This is a genomic window from Ochrobactrum sp. P6BSIII, from assembly GCF_014138065.1.
Taxonomy (GTDB): Bacteria; Pseudomonadota; Alphaproteobacteria; order Rhizobiales; family Rhizobiaceae; genus Brucella.
Window position 1 is genome coordinate 196,457 of record NZ_JACGXB010000003.1, and the last position, 20,367, is coordinate 216,823.

Sequence of the window (20,367 nt, forward strand, 5' to 3'; positions counted from 1 at the left end):
GACATGCTGCTTAGCCTGCCAGAAAAGCCCGCACGGTTTTCCGGCGGGTTGGCAGCGTATGAATTCTGTGGGCTAAGCGGGCCTTATAGGCAATGATGACCCAAAGCGGAACCCCACAAATACGCTTATTTCAAAGAAAATGCGGGCATTCACGAAAAATCTTAGCCGAGCGCAGTTTTCTTGTGCGGTGATGCACCGGTGCGGTAACGCTCCAGCGCTGCTTTCTGGCTCGACCGGCTGACCGGGAGCAGTGTTCCGTCGCGTGTTTTGACGCTGAGCGCGCCATTGACGCGCTGCAATTCCTCGACATGAGTGTCTGCCACCCAATGCGAGCGGTGGATCTGTAACCCCGGCGTTTCGCCGATTTCTTTTACTGCATCGGAAAAGCGGATCAGGATGAGTTCCTTGCCCCGGCTGGTGACGACCTGTGTGTAATGATCGTCCGCCGACAGACGCAGCAACGGGCCGCGATTGCCGGGTTGCAGACGATTGAGCAGGGCGGGGGCTTCGGGGCTTTTGTTCGAAACGGTTTCGATGTCTTTGCGAACTGTCAGATAGGCAAGGACACAGAAGAGCGCGCTGAGCGGCAGCGAAACCGCCATGTTGCCGAGGAGCGTTTTGAAGGACGGGGTTCTGATCAAGAAACCGTAGTCGACGAGGCCGACCCAAAGGCCAATGGGAATCGCCGCCAGAAGCGCGCCTGTCATCATGCGCGCAAAGGTGCTGGCGACCCATGGTTTCAGCAAGGAATCCGCCAGAACGGCGAACAAAATGGCGATGGACCAGCCGCCAAACTGGATCAGCAGCCAATAGAAGAAGCGGATGACGACGGGCATCGAACCTGTGCCCAGTGCAGCCGTTATGGTGAAGATCAGCACCACCACAAGAAACGTCATCCAGAGGCGGAGCGCGCGCAAAATGACCGTCATTTCACGAAGCGCGAATTGCACAATGCCGCCAGCCACGAAGTTTTCCTGCATTCCACGTCATTCCAATTGAGCCGAGCGCAGTGTTGTCGAAGGAAGGTCGAAATTCAACCGGAGCATTGCCATGAATTTCGAGCCGCTTCTTCACGCACCGCTTGCCGTCCAGCTACACGTCGCCACTGTCATACCCGCAGCCTTGCTGGGAGCCTTCATTCTCCTGCGCCGCAAGGGCACGCGACTGCACAAATATCTTGGGCGCATCTGGATGGCGTTGATGGTTGTCACCGCGATGACGAGCTTTTTCATACACCAGATCAACCTGTTCTGGGGTTTCAGCCCGATACATATCCTGTCTGTGCTGGTCATCGCCGGATGCATCCGGTCAGTGATCGCCGCGCGTCAGGGCGAGATCGGCCTGCATCGCAAAATCGTGCGACAGGTTTATTTTCTGGGCATTGTCGGGGCTGGGCTCTTTGCCTTCCTGCCGGGGCGCATCATGCATGCGGTTGCATTTCCGGATGCGGGCACTTTCCACCTCGCCACAGGCGCGGCGGTGACTGTCTTGGTCCTGTTCGGCAGCTCATTTCTAAGGCACAAGTTTCGCGCCATCCGATAGGAAAACTCCCGAAAGCAAATATTGCGGGCGAGTCTCCGTTTGTGATGAGGCTTGCCATTTACTTTTTATATTGCGGTGGCAACTCTTTATGCGACAATTATACGAGATTGATTGATGCGCCGCGCAGGGTTGCTGCGGCCGGTGTTGAGGGAGTGGGCGTATGCGCTGGCAAGGTCGTAGGCAGAGTGACAATGTGGAAGACCAGCGTGGCGGCGGTGGCGATTCAGGCGGACAAGGCGGTGGTTTTGGCGGCGGCGGGCCGGGCTTCAAGGTCGTGCGTGGCGGCGGGCTTTCCGGCATTCTCATTCTTGTCGTGATGTTCTTCGTGCTGCGCGCCTTTGGTATTGATCCTATACCGATTCTGTTTGGCGATGGCGGCATGGGCTCGTCCGTGCAGACGCAACAGCAGCAGTCCAGCGGTCGCACGGCTGCCGAGGGCGGGGCAGTCGCCAATGACGAGATGACCCAGTTTGCCCGCACAGTGCTGGCCGAGACCGAAGACGTCTGGAGCGGTATTTTCCAGTCGCGCGGCCAGACCTATACGAAGCCGACCATGGTTCTTTTCACCGGGCAGGTGCGTTCGGCCTGCGGTTTTGCCTCTGCTGCGTCGGGGCCGTTCTACTGCCCCGGCGACCGCAAGCTCTACATCGACCTGAGCTTCTATGACGAACTGGCGAATCGTTTCGGCGCGTCGGGTAACTTTGCGCAGGCCTATGTGCTGGCGCATGAAGTCGGGCATCATGTGCAGAACCTGCTCGGCATTCTCCCGAAGTTCAACCAGATGCGCCAGCAGATGAACGAAGTGCAGGCCAACCAGATGTCGGTTCGCGTCGAGCTTCAGGCCGACTGCTTTGCCGGTATCTGGGGTTATTACACCCAGCAGAAGGGTATTCTGGAAGCGGGCGATCTTGAAGATGCGCTCAATGCTGCCCACCAGATCGGTGACGACACGTTGCAGCGTCGCAGTCAGGGTTACGTCGTGCCGGAAAGCTTCAACCATGGCACATCGGCACAGCGCGCCAAGTGGTTCAAGCGCGGCTTCGATACGGGAAAGCTCGAATCCTGCGATACATTTAGCGGCGACATCTAAGCCGCTCTGATCACTTCATAAAAGGCGGCTTCGGCCGCCTTTTTCTATGCAAGCCATGCGATGGTTCGAATCATTTTCGTCGACCCGTATCAAGCAGGCTTGTCGTAGAATAATTTTCCCTATAAAGGTTTCGCGTCGGCGCGGCCCTTATCCAAATCATGCGTGACGCTCAACTTTGAGCGGCGATGACGCGCGATCCTTTCCAACAATCAAAACATGATGCTTCCTGCGGCAAATCCGCGTGAGCATATTCAGGTGTTCCAATGCTTGACCCCAAATTCGTAAGGCGGGGCCTTTGGCTGGTCTTCATGACGCTGTTTCTCGATATTATCGGGATCGCGATCATCATGCCGGTTCTGCCGGCCTATCTGGAAGAACTGACCGGCGCGGATGTCAGCACGGCTGCTGTCGACGGCGGCTGGCTGCTGCTAGTTTATGCGGCGATGCAGTTTCTGTTCGCGCCGTTGATCGGTAATCTCAGCGACCGTTTCGGCCGGCGGCCGGTTCTGCTGGCCTCCATTCTGACATTTGCGATCGACAATCTCATCTGCGCGCTCGCAACCTCATTCTGGATGCTGTTCGTTGGCCGTGTGCTGGCGGGCATCAGCGGTGCAAGTTTTGCGACGGCATCCGCTTATATTGCGGATGTCAGCGATGACGGCAATCGCGCACGCAATTTCGGCCTGATTGGCATTGCCTTCGGCGTTGGCTTTGCGCTCGGCCCGGTGCTGGGCGGTCTTCTGGGTGAATTCGGCCCCCGTGTTCCATTCTACGGCGCGGCGTTGCTGTCTTTCATCAATTTCGTGCTGGCATACTTCCTGCTGCCGGAAACGCTGTCCCTGCAAAACAGGCGCAGTTTCCAGATCGGACGTGCCAATCCGCTCGGCGCGCTCAAGCAGCTGCGCAGCTATCCCGGCATCGGCTGGGTGATGGCGGTCTTCTTCCTGTACTGGCTGGCCCATGCGGTCTATCCGTCGGTCTGGGCCTTTGTCGGCGCCTACCGCTATAACTGGAACGAGGCCCAGATCGGCCTGTCGCTTGGCATGTTCGGTATCGGTACTGCGTTTGTCATGGCGGTGGTGCTACCGCGTGCACTGCCTATTCTGGGTGAGCGGCGCACGGCCATCACCGGCGTGTTCTTTTCTTGTCTTGGTATGATTGGTTATGCCATCGCCTGGGAAGGCTGGATGGTCTATGCGGTCATCCTGATGACGGCGCTGGAAGGCTTTGCTGATCCGCCGCTGCGCAGTATCGCTGCGAGCAAAGTGCCGCCGTCCGCACAAGGCGAGTTGCAGGGCGCGCTGACCAGCGTTTCGAGCATCACGACGATTATCGGTCCGCTTCTTTTCACGCAGCTCTTCAGTCATTTTACCGGAACAAACGCGCCGTTTGATTTTGCCGGTATGCCCTATGCGGTTGGGGCAGGGCTGATCTTCATCGCGCTGGTCGTGGTGGTGGCGCGGGTTCATCCCAAGCCAAAGCCGAAGATAGCGGATGTTTAAAGGCTATAAATGCACATCAAAAAAGCCGGGGTGTTTGCCCCGGCTTTTTATTTGCTAACAATGTGTTAACCGCAAAATCTCAGATTTAGATTCACGCAGCCTGTTCGCGTTCCGGCAAAAGGGCTTCGCCCTTCTTCTCACGGATGAGATTGATGAACCGGCGGAAGAGGTAGTGCGAATCCTGCGGGCCGGGCGAAGCTTCCGGATGGTGCTGGACGGAGAAGACCGGCTTGCCGATGACGCGCAGACCGCAATTGGTGCCGTCGAAAAGCGAGACGTGGGTTTCTTCAACATTGTCCGGCAGCGATTCAGAATCGACCGCAAAGCCGTGGTTCATGGAAACGATTTCCACCTTGCCGGTCGTGTAATCCTTGACCGGATGGTTTGCGCCGTGATGGCCCTGATGCATCTTCTCGGTGCGGCCACCGAGTGCCAGCGCCAGCATCTGGTGTCCAAGGCAGATGCCGAAAACCGGCAGTCCGCTGTCAACCAGCTTGGCAATGGTCGGCACGGCATATGCGCCGGTGGCTGCCGGATCGCCGGGGCCGTTCGACAGGAATACGCCGTCGGGATTGTAGGCCAGCACGTCATCGGCGGTTGCCGTTGCGGGCAGAACCGTAACCTTTGCGCCAAGGCCTGCAAGCAGGCGCAGAATGTTGCGCTTCACGCCGAAATCGAGCGCGACCACATGATATTGCGGGTTGTTCAGTTCGCCGAAGCTTTCGCCCTTGATCCAGGGCGTTTCGTTCCAGACCTGGCTCTGGCCGATGGTGACATCCTCGGCGAGATCGAGATTTTCCAGACCGCTCCAGCCGGCAGCGCGGGCCTTCAAGGCGTCGATGTCGAACTTGCCGTTCGGGTCATGCGCGATGACAGCATTCTGCGCGCCGCGTTCGCGGATCAGTGCGGTGAGGGCGCGGGTGTCGATGCCTGCAAGCGCGATGACGCCGCGTGCCTTCAGCCATGCGTCGAGGTCTTCGCTGGAGCGATAATTGGACGGTGCGGTGATATCGGCCTTGAAGATTGCGCCGACTGCGCCGTGGCGATTGGCTGGCGTCAGGTCTTCGATATCTTCGACATTGGTGCCGACATTGCCGATATGCGGGAAGGTGAAGGTGACGATCTGTCCGGCATAGGACGGATCGGTCAGGATTTCTTCGTAACCGGTGAGCGCCGTGTTGAAGACAACTTCTGCTTCGATTGCGCCGGTCGCGCCGAGGCCCTTGCCTTCGATCACGGTGCCGTCAGCAAGAACCAGAACGGCGGTTCGCTTTTCGGTTGTCCAGGGTGCGGTTTTCGGGGTCGTTTCGGTCATATGTGCACTCCTGTTTAACTTGCAGCACTTAAATCCGTGCCACGTTTAATGTTTTAGCTTTTCCGTACAGGCTCATGTTCCATCCTTCCAGCTTCACCCTGTTACCGGGCGAATGGCTTGAAAGACGGAGCGTCAATGGTCATATACGCGCCAACAGGCGACGGGGTCATATATGCGCCAAAAGGCAGCGGGGATTTCAAATCTCCCACTGCGAGCATGTACCGATGTCCTGCTAAGCCTTGATCAATAGAGAAACTTGATCGCCGGGTCAATCGTCCGAGCGTGCTCATTCGGGAAATAATCGCGATAATTATCGCATTATTGTTCTTCGGGCGGGTAGTTCGGACAGCTCGTGACAGCGCGCGATTGCTTTATGGGTCACGTTGCGAGTAAGAAGAAACAAACACCGTCAGGAGACATTCGATGCTTCGCCAGGAGATTTCCCAGGCCCTCACAACCGCGCTTAAGGCGCAGGAAAAGCGCCGCACGTCGACGCTGCGCCTTATTCTGGCTGCCGTGAAGGACCGCGATATCGCCAACCGTTCCGCAGGCAAGGACCCGGTCGGAGACGAGGAATTGCTGGGTATTCTCGGCAAGATGGTCAAGCAGCGCGAAGAATCGGCACGCATCTATGAAGAAGGCAGCCGCATCGAGCTGGCCGACGCCGAGCGCGAGGAAATTGTCATTATCTCCGAGTTTCTGCCGCAGCAGATGACTGAGGAAGAAGTGAAGAAGGCTTGCGAGGATGTCATCGCCGAAATCGGTGCGCAGGGTCTGCGCGATATGGGCAAGTGCATGGCCATCCTGAAAGAGCGCTATGCAGGCAAGATGGATTTCACCAAGGCAAGCGCGCTGGTGAAGTCGCTTCTGCAGTAATCCCTGCTCTGACACGAAATGAAGAAGGCCCCGTCAAAAGCGGGGCCTTCTTGTTTCACCGGCCATGCAGATGTTATGCCGGGCAATCGAAATCAGTCAGTGAGATCGCTTGTCATGACTACTGCTCTGCTCATCATTGATGTTCAAAAGGATATTGTGGCCGGGATAGGCACGCCTGAGCGTCAGCCTGTGATTGACCGCGCTCTGGATGATGTTGTCGTCCGATTGAGCGCCGTGAAGGCAAGGGCACATGCTGCCGGGATTCCGGTTATCCTCGTGCAGCACGACGGCGGACCGGGGGATGTGCTCGAAAAGGGCACGCAGGGTTGGGCGATCCGGGACGAGCTTTCACCTCAGGCAAACGACATCGTGGTTGAAAAGACCAGTTGCGATTCATTTCACGAAACTGAGCTTCAGGACCGACTGCATGAGCTGGCGATCACCCATCTGGTTATCGGCGGTTGCCAGACGGAGTACTGCGTCGACACGGCGGTGCGCCACGCAATATCGCTCGGCTATGATGTGACATTAATTGCCGATGGGCACACGACTGGCGATACGGCGAGCTTGCAGTTCGCCGACATCGTGGCCCATCACAATGAGACGCTTAACGGGTTCCGGGCAGGAAGCACCCGTGGCCGAACCGCCAACGCCGCAGATATAACGTTTTAACCGCGTTAGCTCTGCTTGACGGTCTTGAGGCGCGTTTCGCTCAGGAGGCCCTGTTCTTCCAAAACCGGATAGGCCATGGAAGCCAGAAGCGAATTGATCTGCTTCAGATCGCGGATCGTATCGAGATGGATGGTGCTGGTCTCGATACTGCGGGTTGATCCTTCGCGCAGACGCGAGAAGTGGCGCAGACTTGTCTGCTTCTCCAATTCGCGCAGGCGGTCTTTTTCCTGAACGAGCTGGCGTGCCGTGCGCCCATCACGCGAGACGACCACGTTGAAGGCCAGATGCGCATTGGCCAGAACCATCGCGTGGAAGTGGCTGAGTTCCTCCCAGCCTTCTTCTGTGAATTCCAGCTTGTGATCCATCTTCTTCTGCACCTGCGCCAGCATGTTGCGCACGATGATGTCGCCCACCTGCTCGAGCTTCACGCAAGCGCCGAGCAGTTCCTGCATCCGCAGGGCTTCGAATTCGCTCAGATCCTGCGAGGCAAGCCGGGTGAGGTAAAGCTTGATCGCCGCATGCTTCTTGTCCACGCGGTCATCGAGAGCGGCCAGTTCGTTGATACGGGCCTGATCCGGCTTTTCATAGAGATCGATGATGCGGCGCAGCATGACTTCGACCGTATCGCAAACGCCCACCACTTCGCGGGTGGCATTGGCCAGCGCTTGCGACGGGCGGTTAAGCACGCCCGTATCAAGGGCGCTATATTCTTCCATTTCCAGCGGCTGTGCCGGTGCCGGGGTCTTGTCTGCATTGATCTTGACGAGCGCCTCGGTGGTGCGCAGCACCAGCCCGGAAAGCGGGATGCCCGCCAGCATGACGATCACGTTGAACAGAATATGCGCGTTGACCACCTGCGATACGGGATCGGCGCCAAGGAACGCAATGGACGGCTTGAAGGTCTCGTAGAGCACCAGCATGACCAGCGAGCCTGCGCCGCGCATCAGGAGATTGCCGAGCGGCACAACGCGGGTTTCAGGCGGGGCATTGCGGGTGAGGATCGGCGCGATGATCGAGGAGCCGAGATTGACGCCGAGCACCATGACCACGGCCAGTTCCGGATGGATAAGACCGCGCGATGCGAATGTCGTCAGCAGAATGACGGCTGCAACGCTGGAATGGAACAGCCATGTCATCAGTGCGGCCAGCAGATAGGTGGTGATTGGATCGCTCGACAGATAGTCGACGATTACCGGCAGAAGTTCGCTCTGGCGCAATGGTTCAGTGGCCTGACCGGTCATTTCCAGCGACATGATCAAGAGGCCTATGCCCACGAGAATGCGCCCGATCTGCCGCCAGTCGCGGCGCTCGGTGGTCATGAAAATGCCGGTGCCGATCACAAGGCAGAGCGGAACGAGAATGGTCAGGTCATAGCTCAGGATTTTGACGACCAGAGCCGAGCCGAGTTCACCGCCGCGCACGGCCATCAGGCCTGCGACACCGCTGACGAAACCCGATCCCACGAAGGAGCCGACCAGCAGCGTCACAGCGGTAGAGCTTTGCAGGGCAACAGCAAGCACCAGACCGAAGGCGACCGATAAAAGCGGGTTCTGCATCTGGTTGCGCAAGCGTCTGCGCAGGCGGTCGCCATAGGCGCGCTCTACCCCGGTTCGCACCATGCGGGTGGCCCATAGGAGGAGGGCGACTGCGCCAGCAAGGTGCAAAAGGACCAATGAACCATTCACGGCGAAATCCCTTCGGGTTGGAGGTTGGTGTTGAAAGCTAGAATTATCTTCATAAAACGAAGAAAATATGTTCCGGCTAACGAAATATCCAAGAGATATGGGCTTATTCGCGCCTAAAATCAACAGCTCTTAATCGAATGTGAAAGTTATATGACAGTTTTGTGACAGAGGCATGGTTGTGAAACTCCCGTCAAACAGTCCGGGCAGAAGGCTGTGATTAGCGGGGAGGGTGAAGCAAGTGCGATGGACGCCGGGGTTGGTGGTGCTTATATGTAGAACCTGTTTGCAAACACCGAAGACATCGCCGTGCCTGGAACCCTCTGGTTCACGGGCCTATCGATGTTCAGGATCGATCTGGAAGTGACACCCGCAATGCGTTTCCCACCCTCCTTTCTTGATGAGATCAGAGATCGCGTGCCGATCTCGACGCTGATCGGAGCGCGGGTTTCGTTCGACCGGAAAAAGAGCAATCCGCCGAAGGGTGATTTCTGGGCTTGTTGTCCCTTCCACGGCGAAAATACGCCGAGCTTCCACTGCGAGGATCGCAAGGGGCGTTATCACTGTTTCGGTTGCGGCGTGACGGGCGATCACTTCAAGTTTCTGACCGAACTCGAAGGCTTGAGCTTTCCCGAAGCTGTGGAGCGCGTGGCCGATATGGCGGGCGTGCCGATGCCAGCGCGCGATCCTGAAATGGAAAAACGCGAGGCGCAGCGCGCAACCCTTTACGACGTCATGGAACTGGCGACGCAGTTCTTTGAGGCGCAGTTACAGAGTGCAGCCGGTGCCAAGGCGCGCGCCTATCTGCGCGACCGTGGGCTTTCAAGCGCGACGCAGCAGGCGTTCCGCATGGGTTATGCGCCGGAATCGCGTAATGCCCTGAAAGAGTTTCTGGCCAGCAAGGGCGTCACGCGCGAGCAGTTCGAAGCTTGCGGTCTTGTGGTGCATGAAGGTGTTCCCGTTTCCTATGACCGCTTCCGCGACCGCGTCATGTTCCCGATTGAAGATCTGCGCGGGCGCATCATCGCTTTTGGTGGTCGCGCGCTTTCTGCGGATGCACCTGCCAAATATCTGAACTCGCCGGAAACCGAGCTCTTCCACAAGGGGCGAGTGCTTTATAACGGCCTGCGCGCTCGCAAAGCCTGTCAGCCGCAAAATGGCGAACCGGCCAAGCCGATCATCGCTGTCGAAGGCTATATGGATGTGATCGCGCTGGCGCAGGCGGGCATTCATCATGTCGTGGCGCCGCTCGGTACGGCGCTGACCGAAGAGCAGCTCGAACTTCTCTGGCGCATCAGTCCGGAGCCTGTCCTGTGCTTCGATGGTGACGGCGCTGGACTTCGCGCCGCCTATCGTGCCGCTGATCTCGGTCTGCCAACCTTGCAACCCGGCAAGTCGCTGCGCTTTGCGCTTTTGCCGGAAGGGCAGGACCCGGACGATCTGGTCAAGGCGGAAGGTCCGGCGGCGTTTCATGCCGTTCTGCGCGACGCCAGACCGCTTGTCGACATGATCTGGACACGCGAAACCATTGGCGGTGTGTTCGACACGCCGGAACGACGCGCCGAACTGGAAGCGCGTCTGCGCGAAATCACCAGCCGCATCGCCAATGAAGATATTCGCCGCCATTACGGTCAGGATATGCGCGAACGCGCTCAGGCGTTTTTCGGGCAGGGGCGGCAGCAGGGGGGGCAGCGCAATGGGTCGTTCAACCGGCGCAACGACAACGGGCGCGGACGCGGCGGCCCCGGCATGGGCGGCGGTGGACGTCTTGCAATCTCCGACAGCCTCGTTCGCTCCACGCTGGTCAAGGGCGGGCGTCCGGGCGCGGGTACCCATGCACCCTTGCGGGAAACAGCAATCGTGCTGACACTCCTCAATCATCCGCGTCTGATCGAGGAAGATTTTGAAAAGATTGCCGGGCTTGATCTGGCGCATGATGCGTTGAAGACGCTTCATCTCGCCATGCTGGATGTTCTGGCTTCTGACCACGTGGATAATGGCGACGCCATGCGTCACGCGCTGGTCAATGCCGGGCATCGCGATCTGATCGAAACGCTGGAACAAGTGGTAAAGGGTGCAAGGCTCTGGACCGCAACCGCACTGGCGGCGGAAGACGATGCACGCGAAGCACTGCGTCAGGCGCTTCACTTGCATCAGCGCGCCCGCACACTACATAAGGAGCTGCGAGCCGTTGAGGCCGCACTGGAAACCGATGAGACGGGCGAACTTTATGCGCGCCTCATTGATATACAAAATCAGATTTTAAAGGCAGATGCGACCGAAGCCCTGATCGACGGGTTCGGTCTGTCGTCTGGCCGCTCACCCGGCGGCTTCTGATTCGGCAAGCCGAATCACTTTATTGAAAAGTGCCGGGAATAAGGGGTTGCAGACGGCTAATGGCGCTCTAATTAGCCCGCGGATAGGCCGCGACAACAAATGATTCGCTTTTTGAGGTCGAATCAGGTGAGTCGCTCTTGACGTATGGCGTAAATGACGGAATCACGACAGTTCGAACAAGGATAGAACGGATACCGATGATGTTCCGACACCTCTGCTCCGGGTGAAGCGAGATGCGGAACAAGGGCAAAAAACCGTTGCGATGACGTGATGTCACCGGATCTGCCCACAGAAAATCGATCACGATGGAGCCTGATACCGAGGGCAGGGTTAATCCGCCATTAACGGCAAATCAGCTACTCGCAGAATCAACCGGCGGCTTGCAGTCTCGCAAAACCGTTCGGACACTCTATATATCTTAAAAGCGACCGGGGTCGCCTGGAGAAGAACATATGGCAACGAAGGTTAAGGAAAACGAAGAAGCCGAAGTCGAGCGCGAAGGTGCTGCCGACGGTCCGCTTCTCGACCTTTCTGACGATGCTGTCAAGAAGATGATCAAGGTCGCGAAGAAGCGTGGCTATGTGACCATGGACGAGCTGAACGCCGTTCTTCCTTCCGAGGAAGTGACGTCGGAACAGATCGAAGACACCATGGCCATGCTTTCCGACATGGGCATCAACGTCGTTGAAGACGACGAGCAAGACAACGATCGCGAAGAAAACAACAACGACGACGACGCGGAAGAAGGCGGCGATCTGGTCGAGACCGGCGGCACTGCCGTCGCCACCACGACGACCAAGAAAGAGCCGACCGACCGTACCGACGATCCCGTGCGCATGTATCTGCGCGAAATGGGTTCGGTGGAGCTTCTGTCGCGCGAAGGCGAAATCGCCATCGCAAAGCGCATCGAAGCCGGTCGCGAAACGATGATTGCCGGGCTGTGCGAAAGCCCGCTGACCTTCCAGGCCATCATCATCTGGCGCGATCAGCTGAACGAATCCAACATTCTCCTGCGCGAAATCATCGACCTCGAAACCACCTATGCCGGTCCGGAAGCCAAACAGGCGCCGGTAATCGAGCGTGTGGAAGAAGAACGTCCGCGCGACGACAAGCCTGCGCGCCGTTCGCGTGATGACGACGACATCACCAATGTCGGCGGCGACATGCCGGTGGAAGAGGAAGAAGAGGACGAAGACGAAGCCAACCTGTCGCTGGCGGCTATGGAAGCCGAACTGCGCCCGCAGGTCATGGAAACGCTCGACCTCATCGCCGATACCTATAAGAAGCTGCGCAAGCTGCAGGACCAGCAGGTTGAGGGCCGTCTGGCCGCGACCGGCGAACTCTCCTCCAGCCAGGAACGCCGCTATAAGGAACTGAAAGACGAGCTGATCACTGCCGTGAAGTCGCTCTCTCTCAACCAGAACCGTATCGAACAGCTGGTCGAACAGCTTTACGATATCAACAAGCGTTTGGTTCAGAACGAAGGCAAGCTTCTGCGTCTGGCTGAATCCTTCGGCGTGCGTCGCGATGAGTTCCTCAAGGAATATCAGGGCCACGAACTCGATCCGAACTGGGTTGAGCGCGTTGGTCTGCTGTCGGCCCGCGGCTGGAAGGATTTCGCCACCAAGGAAGTGGGCACGATTGCCCGCCTGCGCAGCGAAATTCAGAACCTCGCCACTGAAACCGCGATTTCGATCGGCGAATTCCGTCGCATCGTCAATCAGGTGCAGAAGGGCGAACGTGAAGCCAGCATCGCCAAGAAGGAAATGGTCGAGGCCAATCTGCGTCTCGTGATTTCCATTGCCAAGAAGTACACGAACCGTGGTCTTCAGTTCCTCGATCTCATTCAGGAAGGCAATATCGGCCTCATGAAGGCGGTCGACAAGTTCGAATACCGTCGTGGTTACAAGTTCTCGACCTATGCCACCTGGTGGATTCGTCAGGCGATCACCCGTTCGATTGCCGATCAGGCGCGCACCATCCGTATTCCGGTGCACATGATCGAAACGATCAACAAGATCGTCCGCACGTCGCGCCAGATGCTGCACGAAATCGGTCGCGAGCCAACGCCGGAAGAACTGGCCGAAAAGCTCGCAATGCCGCTCGAAAAAGTGCGCAAGGTGCTGAAGATCGCCAAGGAGCCGATCTCTCTCGAAACGCCGGTCGGCGATGAGGAAGATTCACATCTGGGCGATTTCATCGAGGACAAGAACGCGCTGCTGCCGATCGACGCCGCCATTCAGGCGAACCTGCGCGATACGACGACGCGTGTTCTGGCTTCGCTGACGCCACGTGAAGAACGCGTTCTGCGCATGCGCTTCGGTATCGGTATGAACACCGACCACACGCTCGAAGAAGTCGGTCAGCAGTTCTCGGTTACCCGCGAACGTATCCGTCAGATCGAAGCGAAGGCACTGCGCAAGCTCAAGCATCCGAGCCGTTCGCGCAAGCTGCGTTCGTTCCTCGATTCTTAAAAAAGGGGAGCACCATGTCGTTTTTGAAGCGCCTGTTCGGCGGCGGTGGCGAAGCTGCTGAGAAATCAGCGGAGCCGAAAGAGGCCGGTCGCACCGAGCACAAGGATTTTCTGATCGTCGCCACGCCTTACAGCGAGGGCGGTCAGTATCAGGTGTGCGGTGTGATCTCTAAAACGATCAATGGTGAGCTGAAGGAATATCGCTTCGTTCGCGCCGACCGTTGCCCCGGTATCGAGGATGCCGCCAGCATTGCGCTGAACAAGGGTCGCCAGATCGTTGACGAGCAGGGCGAGCATATCTTCCGCTAATTGTCTCCATTTCAAATGAAAGCGCCGCGCATGGACCCATGCGCGGCGCTTTTTATTGGTTTGTCCCGATGATCAGATCAGTGCGGGTGGCACACAAAGGCAACCATTTTGCGCACGATTGGCAGAAGCATCAGCAGAACCGGGAAAGCCACGATCCACGAAACCACCCATGAGCTCATCCAGTTGGATGCAAGTTCGGGATGGGCAAAGCCGAGGGTTTTTGCCGTGGCGATGAGGGAGACCACGAGCGTCATCAGCATCGAAAGAATGAGCGGCATGACGATGGAAGCGTAACGCGCTGGCAGCTTCCTGCGACGCGGCGTGTCAGAATTTGACATAATAGTACCTGAAATTCAGAGCGGAAAGCGGAAGACAACGATCAGTGCATCGGCGGCCGTTTCCGGTCGGTTGATGCGTTGCCTGACGTTAGACGCTTACGATCATTGGGATGACCCTTGTGACTTAGCCCACGCAGGCGGGGCTTTCAATAGTCAATTAGCAGTACTCATCAGCTGCAGTCAGGGCGGCGATTTGTCCACGCCATTCCCGACATAATTCCGTTATAGGCTCAATCATGACCGACAAACCCTTCTGGAAAACCAAAAAGCTCAATCAGCTGACCCGCAGCGAGTGGGAAAGCCTGTGCGACGGATGTGGCCAGTGCTGTCTGCATAAGTTGCTGGACGATGATACCGACGAGATTTACTGGACGAGCGTGGCCTGCACGCTGCTCAACCCTGAAACCTGTCAGTGCCGTGATTATCCGAACCGTAGAGCCACCGTGCCGGATTGTGTATTCCTGACGCCAAAAATCGTCGATGAAGTGAACTGGCTGCCGATGACCTGCGCCTATCGCCTCGTTGCCGAAGGCTCCGACCTTTATTGGTGGCACCCGCTGGTTTCCGGTTCGCGGGACACTGTGCATGAGGCGGGGATTTCCGTGCGCGGCAAGGTAACTGCTTTCGATCATGACATGGAAGACGAAGAAGATTATCTCGATCACATGGTCATGCCTGATCGAGACGCGCTCTAATTTATAACATTGCTTAAATTTAATTATTTGGCTCAAAGAGAAAGAATATTTTTCTATTTCTCTTAATTGTTTGAATTTCATGTCTTTTTTAGAGTGCCTTCCGCGCGCGGCGTCTTTGCTGAATGGCAGATGAACGGCAGCTTTCTTTTTCGTTCATCTTCCGGGGGCTAATGATCGGGTGTCTCAGGCGGAGGGCCTGACACTCAATTGGAAGAGGTTCAACATGTCCGCTATTTCGCTCAAGTCGTTTGCCGTTACCGCTGCACTCGGTCTTGCCGCCGTCTTTACGGTCGGCGCATCGGCGAATGCCGCGTCTCCGATGACGGCACCGGCTGTCAGCACCGCAGCGCATGGAGCTGTTGTTAATGTCGATTATCGCGGTCGCCCGCATCATGGACGCCCGGTCTATCGCGGCCCTGCTTGCTCGGTTGAAGCCGCCAAGATGAAGGCAAATCGCATGGGCATTCGCAATGCGCGTGTCGTGTATCGCGGCAAATCCGTTCAGGTGCGCGGCTATCGTCATGGCCGTCCGAGCGGCGTCGTATTCGCCAATGCACGCGGCTGCCCGATCATCCGCTAATCGAACGGAATGAACAAAAGCCGGGCTGACCCACTCAGCCCGGCTTTTTTATGTCGGAAACAGTCGAATAAAAAAGGGGCGCAGTGCGCCCCTTTTCGCTGAACTTAGCCTGCCGCTATTCCTTGATCTCGAAGACGACATTGACCGAAACGTTAAAGCTGTTTTCGCCGGCTGCGACAGGAACGGAGTCCTCCGGAGCCGCGGCAGCCATTGTCTTGAACTGGCCGCGTGCGATTGGCATCGGCATGGGTGGACGGCCCTGTTCGGTGATTTCAATGACGCGTCCAAGACCGACGCCAGCAGCATCGGCAAGCGTCTTCGCCTTGGCGACAGCATCGGCCACAGCGCGTTTGCGGGCTTCATTGATGGTCGCGGACGGGTTGTCGTTGACGAAGTTCAGATCGCCGCCCTGATTGACGCCGAGCGTGATCGACTGATCGAGCACTTCACCGACCTTGGCAAGATCGCGGACGCGCACGGTCAGGCTGTTGGAAACCGCATAGCTTGTGATGCTCGGCTCCTTGAGGCCGTTTTTGTCATCAGGATACACATAACGCGGCTGAATATTGATGCCGCCGGTCTGAAGATCGCGTTCCTCGATGCCAGCCTTTTTCATGGCGTCCAGAACCTTGGTCATGGCCTCGTTATTGGCAGTCATGGCTTCGCGTGCGGTCTGGGCTTCGCGCAGAACGGTGAGATTGAGAATCGCCATGTCAGGTGCGGCAGTCGTGGTGCCTTCACCGGTCACGGCAATGCGCGCAGGCTGTCTCGACATCTGGTTCTCCTGGGCTGCGGCGGGCAGGGCCAGGGCGCCTGCGAGCATGATTGCCGAAAAAGAGGCTGCGATAAGAGTGGTAGCGCGGTTTTTCATGAAATCTCCTGTAGAGAATGTTGAGGCAGCTTATTGTGAGCGCTCCGATTTGGACGGTTCGCTTTGTTGTTGAAATCGTTTGTTTCTTAAGTTCCCTCTCATGCGCGTCGCCATGATATAAGAATAGAAATGCCGGTTTAATGCAACCGAGAGCTTCGAATCCTGACCGTCGTGGCTTCTGACGCAATGCATCGCAATCGAATATGTGCGCATTAGGGCGACTGACAGATTTGACAGTTGTATCTTCCGTTTCTTTAGGGTAGGTCCAGTGTTGCGTGGGGCCTGTAGCTCAATTGGTTAGAGCCGGCGGCTCATAACCGCTTGGTTGGGGGTTCGAGTCCCTCCGGGCCCACCATTTCCTTTAAAAGCAAAGACTTGCAAAACAGCCTTCGTGTTTCGAAGGCTGGGCTTCTTGCCGTCTGCGCTTGTCCAAACCTCAGCGCGTCCATCATTCTTGGATCATATCCGCGGCCCGCTCTGCCGGGTTGATTTCGCAACGGTTGGCCGTGCGCGAATGGCGGATTAGCCGCTTCAAATTTTCAACAAATTTTTAGGTGTTTGTTAAGGAAATAGTAACGCAATGTTATAATTTTTAAATATGCGTGATTTTGTAATATTATGGAGGTTTTGGGCGATGAGGAAAAATGCAACCACCGTTGCGTTAGCGCTGGCAGGGTTGGTGGCGAGTTCTCTCGTGGCTACGGCAAAGACGAATTATATCGGAGAATTCAGGGACTGGGGTGTTTATCAAAACACTGATCTTCCCGGTAACAAATGCTATGCTTTGACGGTTCCGATTAAATTTCATCCCGTAGATGTCAGGCACGGCGATAATTTCATTATTATTTCCAAGTCGAGTGGACAGTACAGCCCACAGCTCGTCATGGGCTATGATCTCAAGTCAGACAAGGCCGTGAATGTCATGGTGGATGGCACGGCCTTTCCGTTCTTCAGCGAAGGTAATCGCGCCTGGGCGGAGAATGTCGCTGATGAAACGCGGATCATGCGGGCAATGCGTGCGGGCAAGACACTCAATGTGCAGGCGGTTTCAGCGCGTGGCACGCAGACGCGCTACACCTTCTCGCTGATTGGGCTGTCAGCGTCGCTCCAGCGCGTGGATGGCTGCTGACACAGCCTCCAGAATGAAAGACCCCGCCATGGCGGGGTCTGGTGTTCTGTCGTATCAGAGGCCGAGGAACGTGAACGGTTCGGTTTCCTTGAACTGGTCATTGACCATGCCGGAAAACGTGTTGGTCTGGTCGGGGCCGAGATCGAGCTTCTTCACCTTGCCGGTTTCGGGTGAAAAATCGATCTTGTTCAGATCCATCCAGAATGTATTCGGCGTCAGCGCGGATTCGAAGAAATAGAGCTTGCGCTTGTGGTCGGCCACGGTGCGCCAGCGGGTCGATGAAATATTGGGCTGATCGGGTGTGCTGATGCCGAACGGCACCGAGACATTGCGAATCACGCTGAACACGCTGGCAATGGTCTTCACCGGATCTTCCGTTTTCGGAATGGCATCGACGTAGAACGACGCCCGGGCAAAGCGGTCAGCGGCGCGATTGGTGCCCGGCAGCATGACCGTTCCGCCGATATCTTTCCAATAGGCGTTCAGCGCAAGCTGTTGATCGAAAGTGGGCGAATTGGTCATCACCGGATATTGCTTGCCGTGATGGATGACCTGCTTGCCATCGATATACTCAATGATGGCGCTGTCGCCGCTGGAATCGGACATGGCGAGATGCAGCGTGGCGAGGCGATCTTCCCCCGGCACCTTGTCGGTCACGACATTGAACGGATTGTCGCTCAGCGCTTTGACGGCTTCGTCGACGGTCGCGAAATTGTCGAGCACATATTGCGCCCAGGCGGCAATGCTCAGGCTTGGGTGCTTTTCATCGAAGGGCGGATATTCCGATTCCACCAACCAGAGCACGCTTGCCGAAAGTCCGGCTTCGTTGAGGCCGTCCGTGGTCGAAATATCGTAGCCGGAGGCGATGACGCTGCCATATTTGGATTGCCACTGAGCGGAATTCGGTCCCGCTTCGCCGGAGCGCTTCATGCCACGCGGGAAAATCCACAGATTGGTTGCCACGTCGACTTTCCAGTCCATGGAACGAGCCGTGATAATCTGGTCATTGGCGCCATGATAGACGAGGCGCGTACAGGCCTCGGCGACAGGAGCAGCAATCATGCTGCCTGCTACCAGCATTGCCGTGCAAGTAGCAGCAAAAGAACGTTTCAATATCGTCATGGATGCCCCTTTTGTGACTTCGTTTCAATGCAGGATCGGAACGGATCGGCGTGCAACGCCCCGTAGCGCGATATAGGGCAAAGGGTGGCGAAGAAAAGCGTAGGCGCTGCCGCTTTCCGTCCTGTGAACTAGTGATGACCTGTATTACCGTCGGGCTTGCGATTGGCACCCAGAAGGATGACTTCCAGAAGCCACGGTTTCTTTTCGATGACCTCTGACAGATCGTTGGCGTCAATGGAAAAACCGGCTTCCTTGAGCATCGTGTCTGCGGCTGCGCCTGAACCGTTCGTCTTGTCGAGGGACAGATGATGCGCGCGGCGCAACAGCATTTCCGCCGGTGTAAAGCCGCCTTCTGCGAGGCTCTTTTCTATCCGACGTTGAAGCTCTTCTGGAAGAAGCATAATGCAATGGTCCTCATCGATATCTGGTGTTGTTCGAAGCTGCCAGCTTCAAGGGGACTTCCGCCCGACGCCCCGCCCATCACTATAGATAGGCCTATTGAACAATTTGAGAATATGAAAAGCGAAATCGCCGGGTCGCTTTCCGCAGAATGCCTTTCCAAACCTATGAACAAAATTTTGCCGTTGTTTCCCTTGTTTGGGGATTTGACGGCCCTTACATAGGGTTAAAGCCTGAACGGGGAACGGCGTCGCTTCTGTAGACGTCGAGGAGAGGGCTTCGTTGAGAGTTGAACAATTTAACGGTTTGCAATGGCCACCCTACGTTATTTTACATGGCCCATGATTTTTACAGTCGTGGGTCTCGCGGCTGCCGTCTGGCTCGGATACGAGATGACAGGCACGTTCGGGGGAATGGTCTCCGTCTTCATCATTTGCGCCGTCCTGAGCGTCCTTGAGATATCGCTCTCATTCGACAATGCGATTGTGAATGCACGCATTCTGCGCGACATGAGCCCGAAATGGCAGCATCGCTTCCTGACCTGGGGCATCGTCATCGCCGTTTTCGGCATGCGCATCATTTTCCCGCTGGCCATCGTTGCGGTCGCCATGTGGACCGACCCGATTTCAGCGCTCAAGCTCGCCATCTGGCATCCGAATGAATATGCCCGGGTCATCGCGGAATCTCATACGGGTATCGCGGCTTTCGGCGGCACGTTCCTGCTGATGGTGGGCATGAAATATTTCTTCGACGTCGAGAAGGATGTGCACTGGATCAAGGCAATCGAAAGCCGCATGTCCAAATTCGCGTCCGTGCAGGGCGTGGAAATCGGCGTTGCCATCGCGCTTATCCTGTTTTTCTCCTACCAGCTCGATGCGGTTCACTCGCATACGTTCCTTGTTGCGGGCCTGTTTGGTCTCCTGACCTTCCTGGCGGTCGAGGGGCTGGGTGAAGTGCTGGATGCCACGCAGGAGCAGATGGACATGGTTCATCGCGGGGGGCTGGGCGCGTTCATCTATCTGGAAGTGCTTGATGCAAGCTTCTCGTTCGACGGTGTTATCGGCGCTTTCGCGCTGACGACCAATCTCTTCATCATCGCAATCGGCCTTGGCATTGGCGCCTTTTATGTGCGCTCGCTCACCATCATGCTGGTTGAGCGCAAGACGCTTGGCCAATACCGTTATCTCGAACATGGCGCGTTCTACGCCATCATGGTTCTGGCGGTGGTCATGTATGTGCAGACGCTGGTTCACATACCGGAAGTCATTACCGGCCTGATCGGCGCGGTTTTGATCGGTCTCTCTTTCATGTCGTCGCTGCGCTATAACCGGCTTAATCCGCACTGGCAGGATGAAAGCGAAGAGGCCACGGGCCATTAAGCTTCGATACCAATGATTGGAATGGGCGGCTTCAAGCCGCCCTTTTAGTTTGCGTT

General features: G+C 56.8%; 19 protein-coding genes and 1 tRNA gene. 13 read left to right on the forward strand and 7 right to left on the reverse strand.

Annotation, left to right across the window (positions count from 1 at the left end):
• Positions 1-161: 161 nt before the first annotated feature.
• A complete protein-coding gene (locus tag FHW00_RS05265) occupies positions 162-980 on the reverse strand; it encodes a LytTR family DNA-binding domain-containing protein (RefSeq protein WP_078338704.1) in 819 nt (272 codons plus the stop codon).
• 70 nt (positions 981-1,050) lie between these two features.
• Between FHW00_RS05265 and FHW00_RS05270 the strand changes: the two genes are divergently transcribed.
• From FHW00_RS05270 to FHW00_RS05280, 3 genes are all read left to right on the forward strand, one after another.
• Positions 1,051-1,542, forward strand: coding sequence for a DUF2306 domain-containing protein (locus FHW00_RS05270; RefSeq protein WP_078338703.1), 492 nt, complete (start codon positions 1,051-1,053; stop codon positions 1,540-1,542).
• Between the two features lie 160 nt (positions 1,543-1,702).
• Positions 1,703-2,632, forward strand: coding sequence for a KPN_02809 family neutral zinc metallopeptidase (gene ypfJ, locus FHW00_RS05275; protein WP_078338702.1), 930 nt, complete (start codon positions 1,703-1,705; stop codon positions 2,630-2,632).
• A 263-nt stretch (positions 2,633-2,895) separates the two neighbouring features.
• Positions 2,896-4,134 (forward strand): TCR/Tet family MFS transporter, encoded by a 1,239-nt coding sequence (locus FHW00_RS05280; protein ID WP_078338701.1) that lies wholly within the window; start codon positions 2,896-2,898, stop codon positions 4,132-4,134.
• Between the two features lie 91 nt (positions 4,135-4,225).
• Here the strand turns inward: FHW00_RS05280 and carA are convergent, their stop codons facing one another.
• Complete coding sequence (gene carA, locus FHW00_RS05285) at positions 4,226-5,449, reverse strand: glutamine-hydrolyzing carbamoyl-phosphate synthase small subunit (RefSeq protein WP_113533522.1); 1,224 nt, start codon at positions 5,447-5,449, stop codon at positions 4,226-4,228.
• 423 nt (positions 5,450-5,872) lie between these two features.
• On the opposite strand from carA, the gene FHW00_RS05290 reads away from it, so the two are divergent.
• Both FHW00_RS05290 and FHW00_RS05295 read left to right on the forward strand, forming a co-directional pair.
• Positions 5,873-6,325, forward strand: coding sequence for a GatB/YqeY domain-containing protein (locus tag FHW00_RS05290; protein ID WP_078338700.1), 453 nt, complete (start codon positions 5,873-5,875; stop codon positions 6,323-6,325).
• A gap of 114 nt (positions 6,326-6,439) precedes the next feature.
• On the forward strand, positions 6,440-6,997 hold the full coding sequence (locus FHW00_RS05295) for a cysteine hydrolase family protein (RefSeq protein WP_078338699.1): 558 nt from the start codon (positions 6,440-6,442) through the stop codon (positions 6,995-6,997).
• Between the two features lie 5 nt (positions 6,998-7,002).
• Here the strand turns inward: FHW00_RS05295 and FHW00_RS05300 are convergent, their stop codons facing one another.
• Positions 7,003-8,682, reverse strand: coding sequence for a Na/Pi cotransporter family protein (locus FHW00_RS05300; protein ID WP_078338698.1), 1,680 nt, complete (start codon positions 8,680-8,682; stop codon positions 7,003-7,005).
• 372 nt (positions 8,683-9,054) lie between these two features.
• On the opposite strand from FHW00_RS05300, the gene dnaG reads away from it, so the two are divergent.
• The 3 genes from dnaG (at position 9,055) to FHW00_RS05315 (ending at position 13,798) form a co-directional block, all read left to right on the forward strand.
• Positions 9,055-11,016, forward strand: a complete 1,962-nt coding sequence (gene dnaG / locus FHW00_RS05305) for a DNA primase (RefSeq protein ID WP_078338866.1) — start codon at positions 9,055-9,057, stop codon at positions 11,014-11,016.
• Positions 11,017-11,468: 452 nt separating this feature from the next.
• Positions 11,469-13,490, forward strand: a complete 2,022-nt coding sequence (gene rpoD, locus FHW00_RS05310) for an RNA polymerase sigma factor RpoD (protein WP_078338697.1) — start codon at positions 11,469-11,471, stop codon at positions 13,488-13,490.
• Between the two features lie 14 nt (positions 13,491-13,504).
• A complete protein-coding gene (locus FHW00_RS05315; RefSeq protein WP_078338696.1) occupies positions 13,505-13,798 on the forward strand; it encodes an HlyU family transcriptional regulator in 294 nt (97 codons plus the stop codon).
• Between the two features lie 77 nt (positions 13,799-13,875).
• On the opposite strand, the gene FHW00_RS05320 is transcribed toward FHW00_RS05315, so the two are convergent.
• A complete protein-coding gene (locus FHW00_RS05320) occupies positions 13,876-14,136 on the reverse strand; it encodes a DUF2798 domain-containing protein (protein WP_078338695.1) in 261 nt (86 codons plus the stop codon).
• A gap of 236 nt (positions 14,137-14,372) precedes the next feature.
• On the opposite strand from FHW00_RS05320, the gene FHW00_RS05325 reads away from it, so the two are divergent.
• Together FHW00_RS05325 and FHW00_RS05330 are read left to right on the forward strand one after the other, a co-directional pair.
• A complete protein-coding gene (locus FHW00_RS05325; RefSeq protein WP_078338694.1) occupies positions 14,373-14,831 on the forward strand; it encodes a YcgN family cysteine cluster protein in 459 nt (152 codons plus the stop codon).
• Positions 14,832-15,054: 223 nt separating this feature from the next.
• The gene (locus tag FHW00_RS05330; protein WP_078338693.1) at positions 15,055-15,411 is read left to right on the forward strand and encodes an antifreeze protein; all 357 of its coding nucleotides are present in this window, start codon (positions 15,055-15,057) and stop codon (positions 15,409-15,411) included.
• A 115-nt stretch (positions 15,412-15,526) separates the two neighbouring features.
• Here FHW00_RS05330 and FHW00_RS05335 read toward each other — a convergent pair whose 3' ends face one another.
• Complete coding sequence (locus FHW00_RS05335) at positions 15,527-16,282, reverse strand: SIMPL domain-containing protein (RefSeq protein WP_078338692.1); 756 nt, start codon at positions 16,280-16,282, stop codon at positions 15,527-15,529.
• 278 nt (positions 16,283-16,560) lie between these two features.
• Between FHW00_RS05335 and FHW00_RS05340 the strand changes: the two genes are divergently transcribed.
• Positions 16,561-16,637, forward strand: a tRNA-Ile gene (locus tag FHW00_RS05340).
• Between the two features lie 279 nt (positions 16,638-16,916).
• Positions 16,917-17,411 (forward strand): invasion associated locus B family protein, encoded by a 495-nt coding sequence (locus FHW00_RS05345; RefSeq protein ID WP_078338691.1) that lies wholly within the window; start codon positions 16,917-16,919, stop codon positions 17,409-17,411.
• 54 nt (positions 17,412-17,465) lie between these two features.
• Here FHW00_RS05345 and FHW00_RS05350 read toward each other — a convergent pair whose 3' ends face one another.
• Together FHW00_RS05350 and FHW00_RS05355 are read right to left on the reverse strand one after the other, a co-directional pair.
• On the reverse strand, positions 17,466-18,533 hold the full coding sequence (locus FHW00_RS05350; protein WP_078338690.1) for a linear amide C-N hydrolase: 1,068 nt from the start codon (positions 18,531-18,533) through the stop codon (positions 17,466-17,468).
• A gap of 128 nt (positions 18,534-18,661) precedes the next feature.
• Positions 18,662-18,934, reverse strand: coding sequence for a hypothetical protein (locus FHW00_RS05355; protein WP_078338689.1), 273 nt, complete (start codon positions 18,932-18,934; stop codon positions 18,662-18,664).
• Positions 18,935-19,243: 309 nt separating this feature from the next.
• Here FHW00_RS05355 and FHW00_RS05360 point away from each other — a divergent pair, with 309 nt between their 5' ends.
• Positions 19,244-20,311 (forward strand): DUF475 domain-containing protein, encoded by a 1,068-nt coding sequence (locus FHW00_RS05360; protein ID WP_078338687.1) that lies wholly within the window; start codon positions 19,244-19,246, stop codon positions 20,309-20,311.
• Positions 20,312-20,367 lie beyond the last annotated feature (56 nt).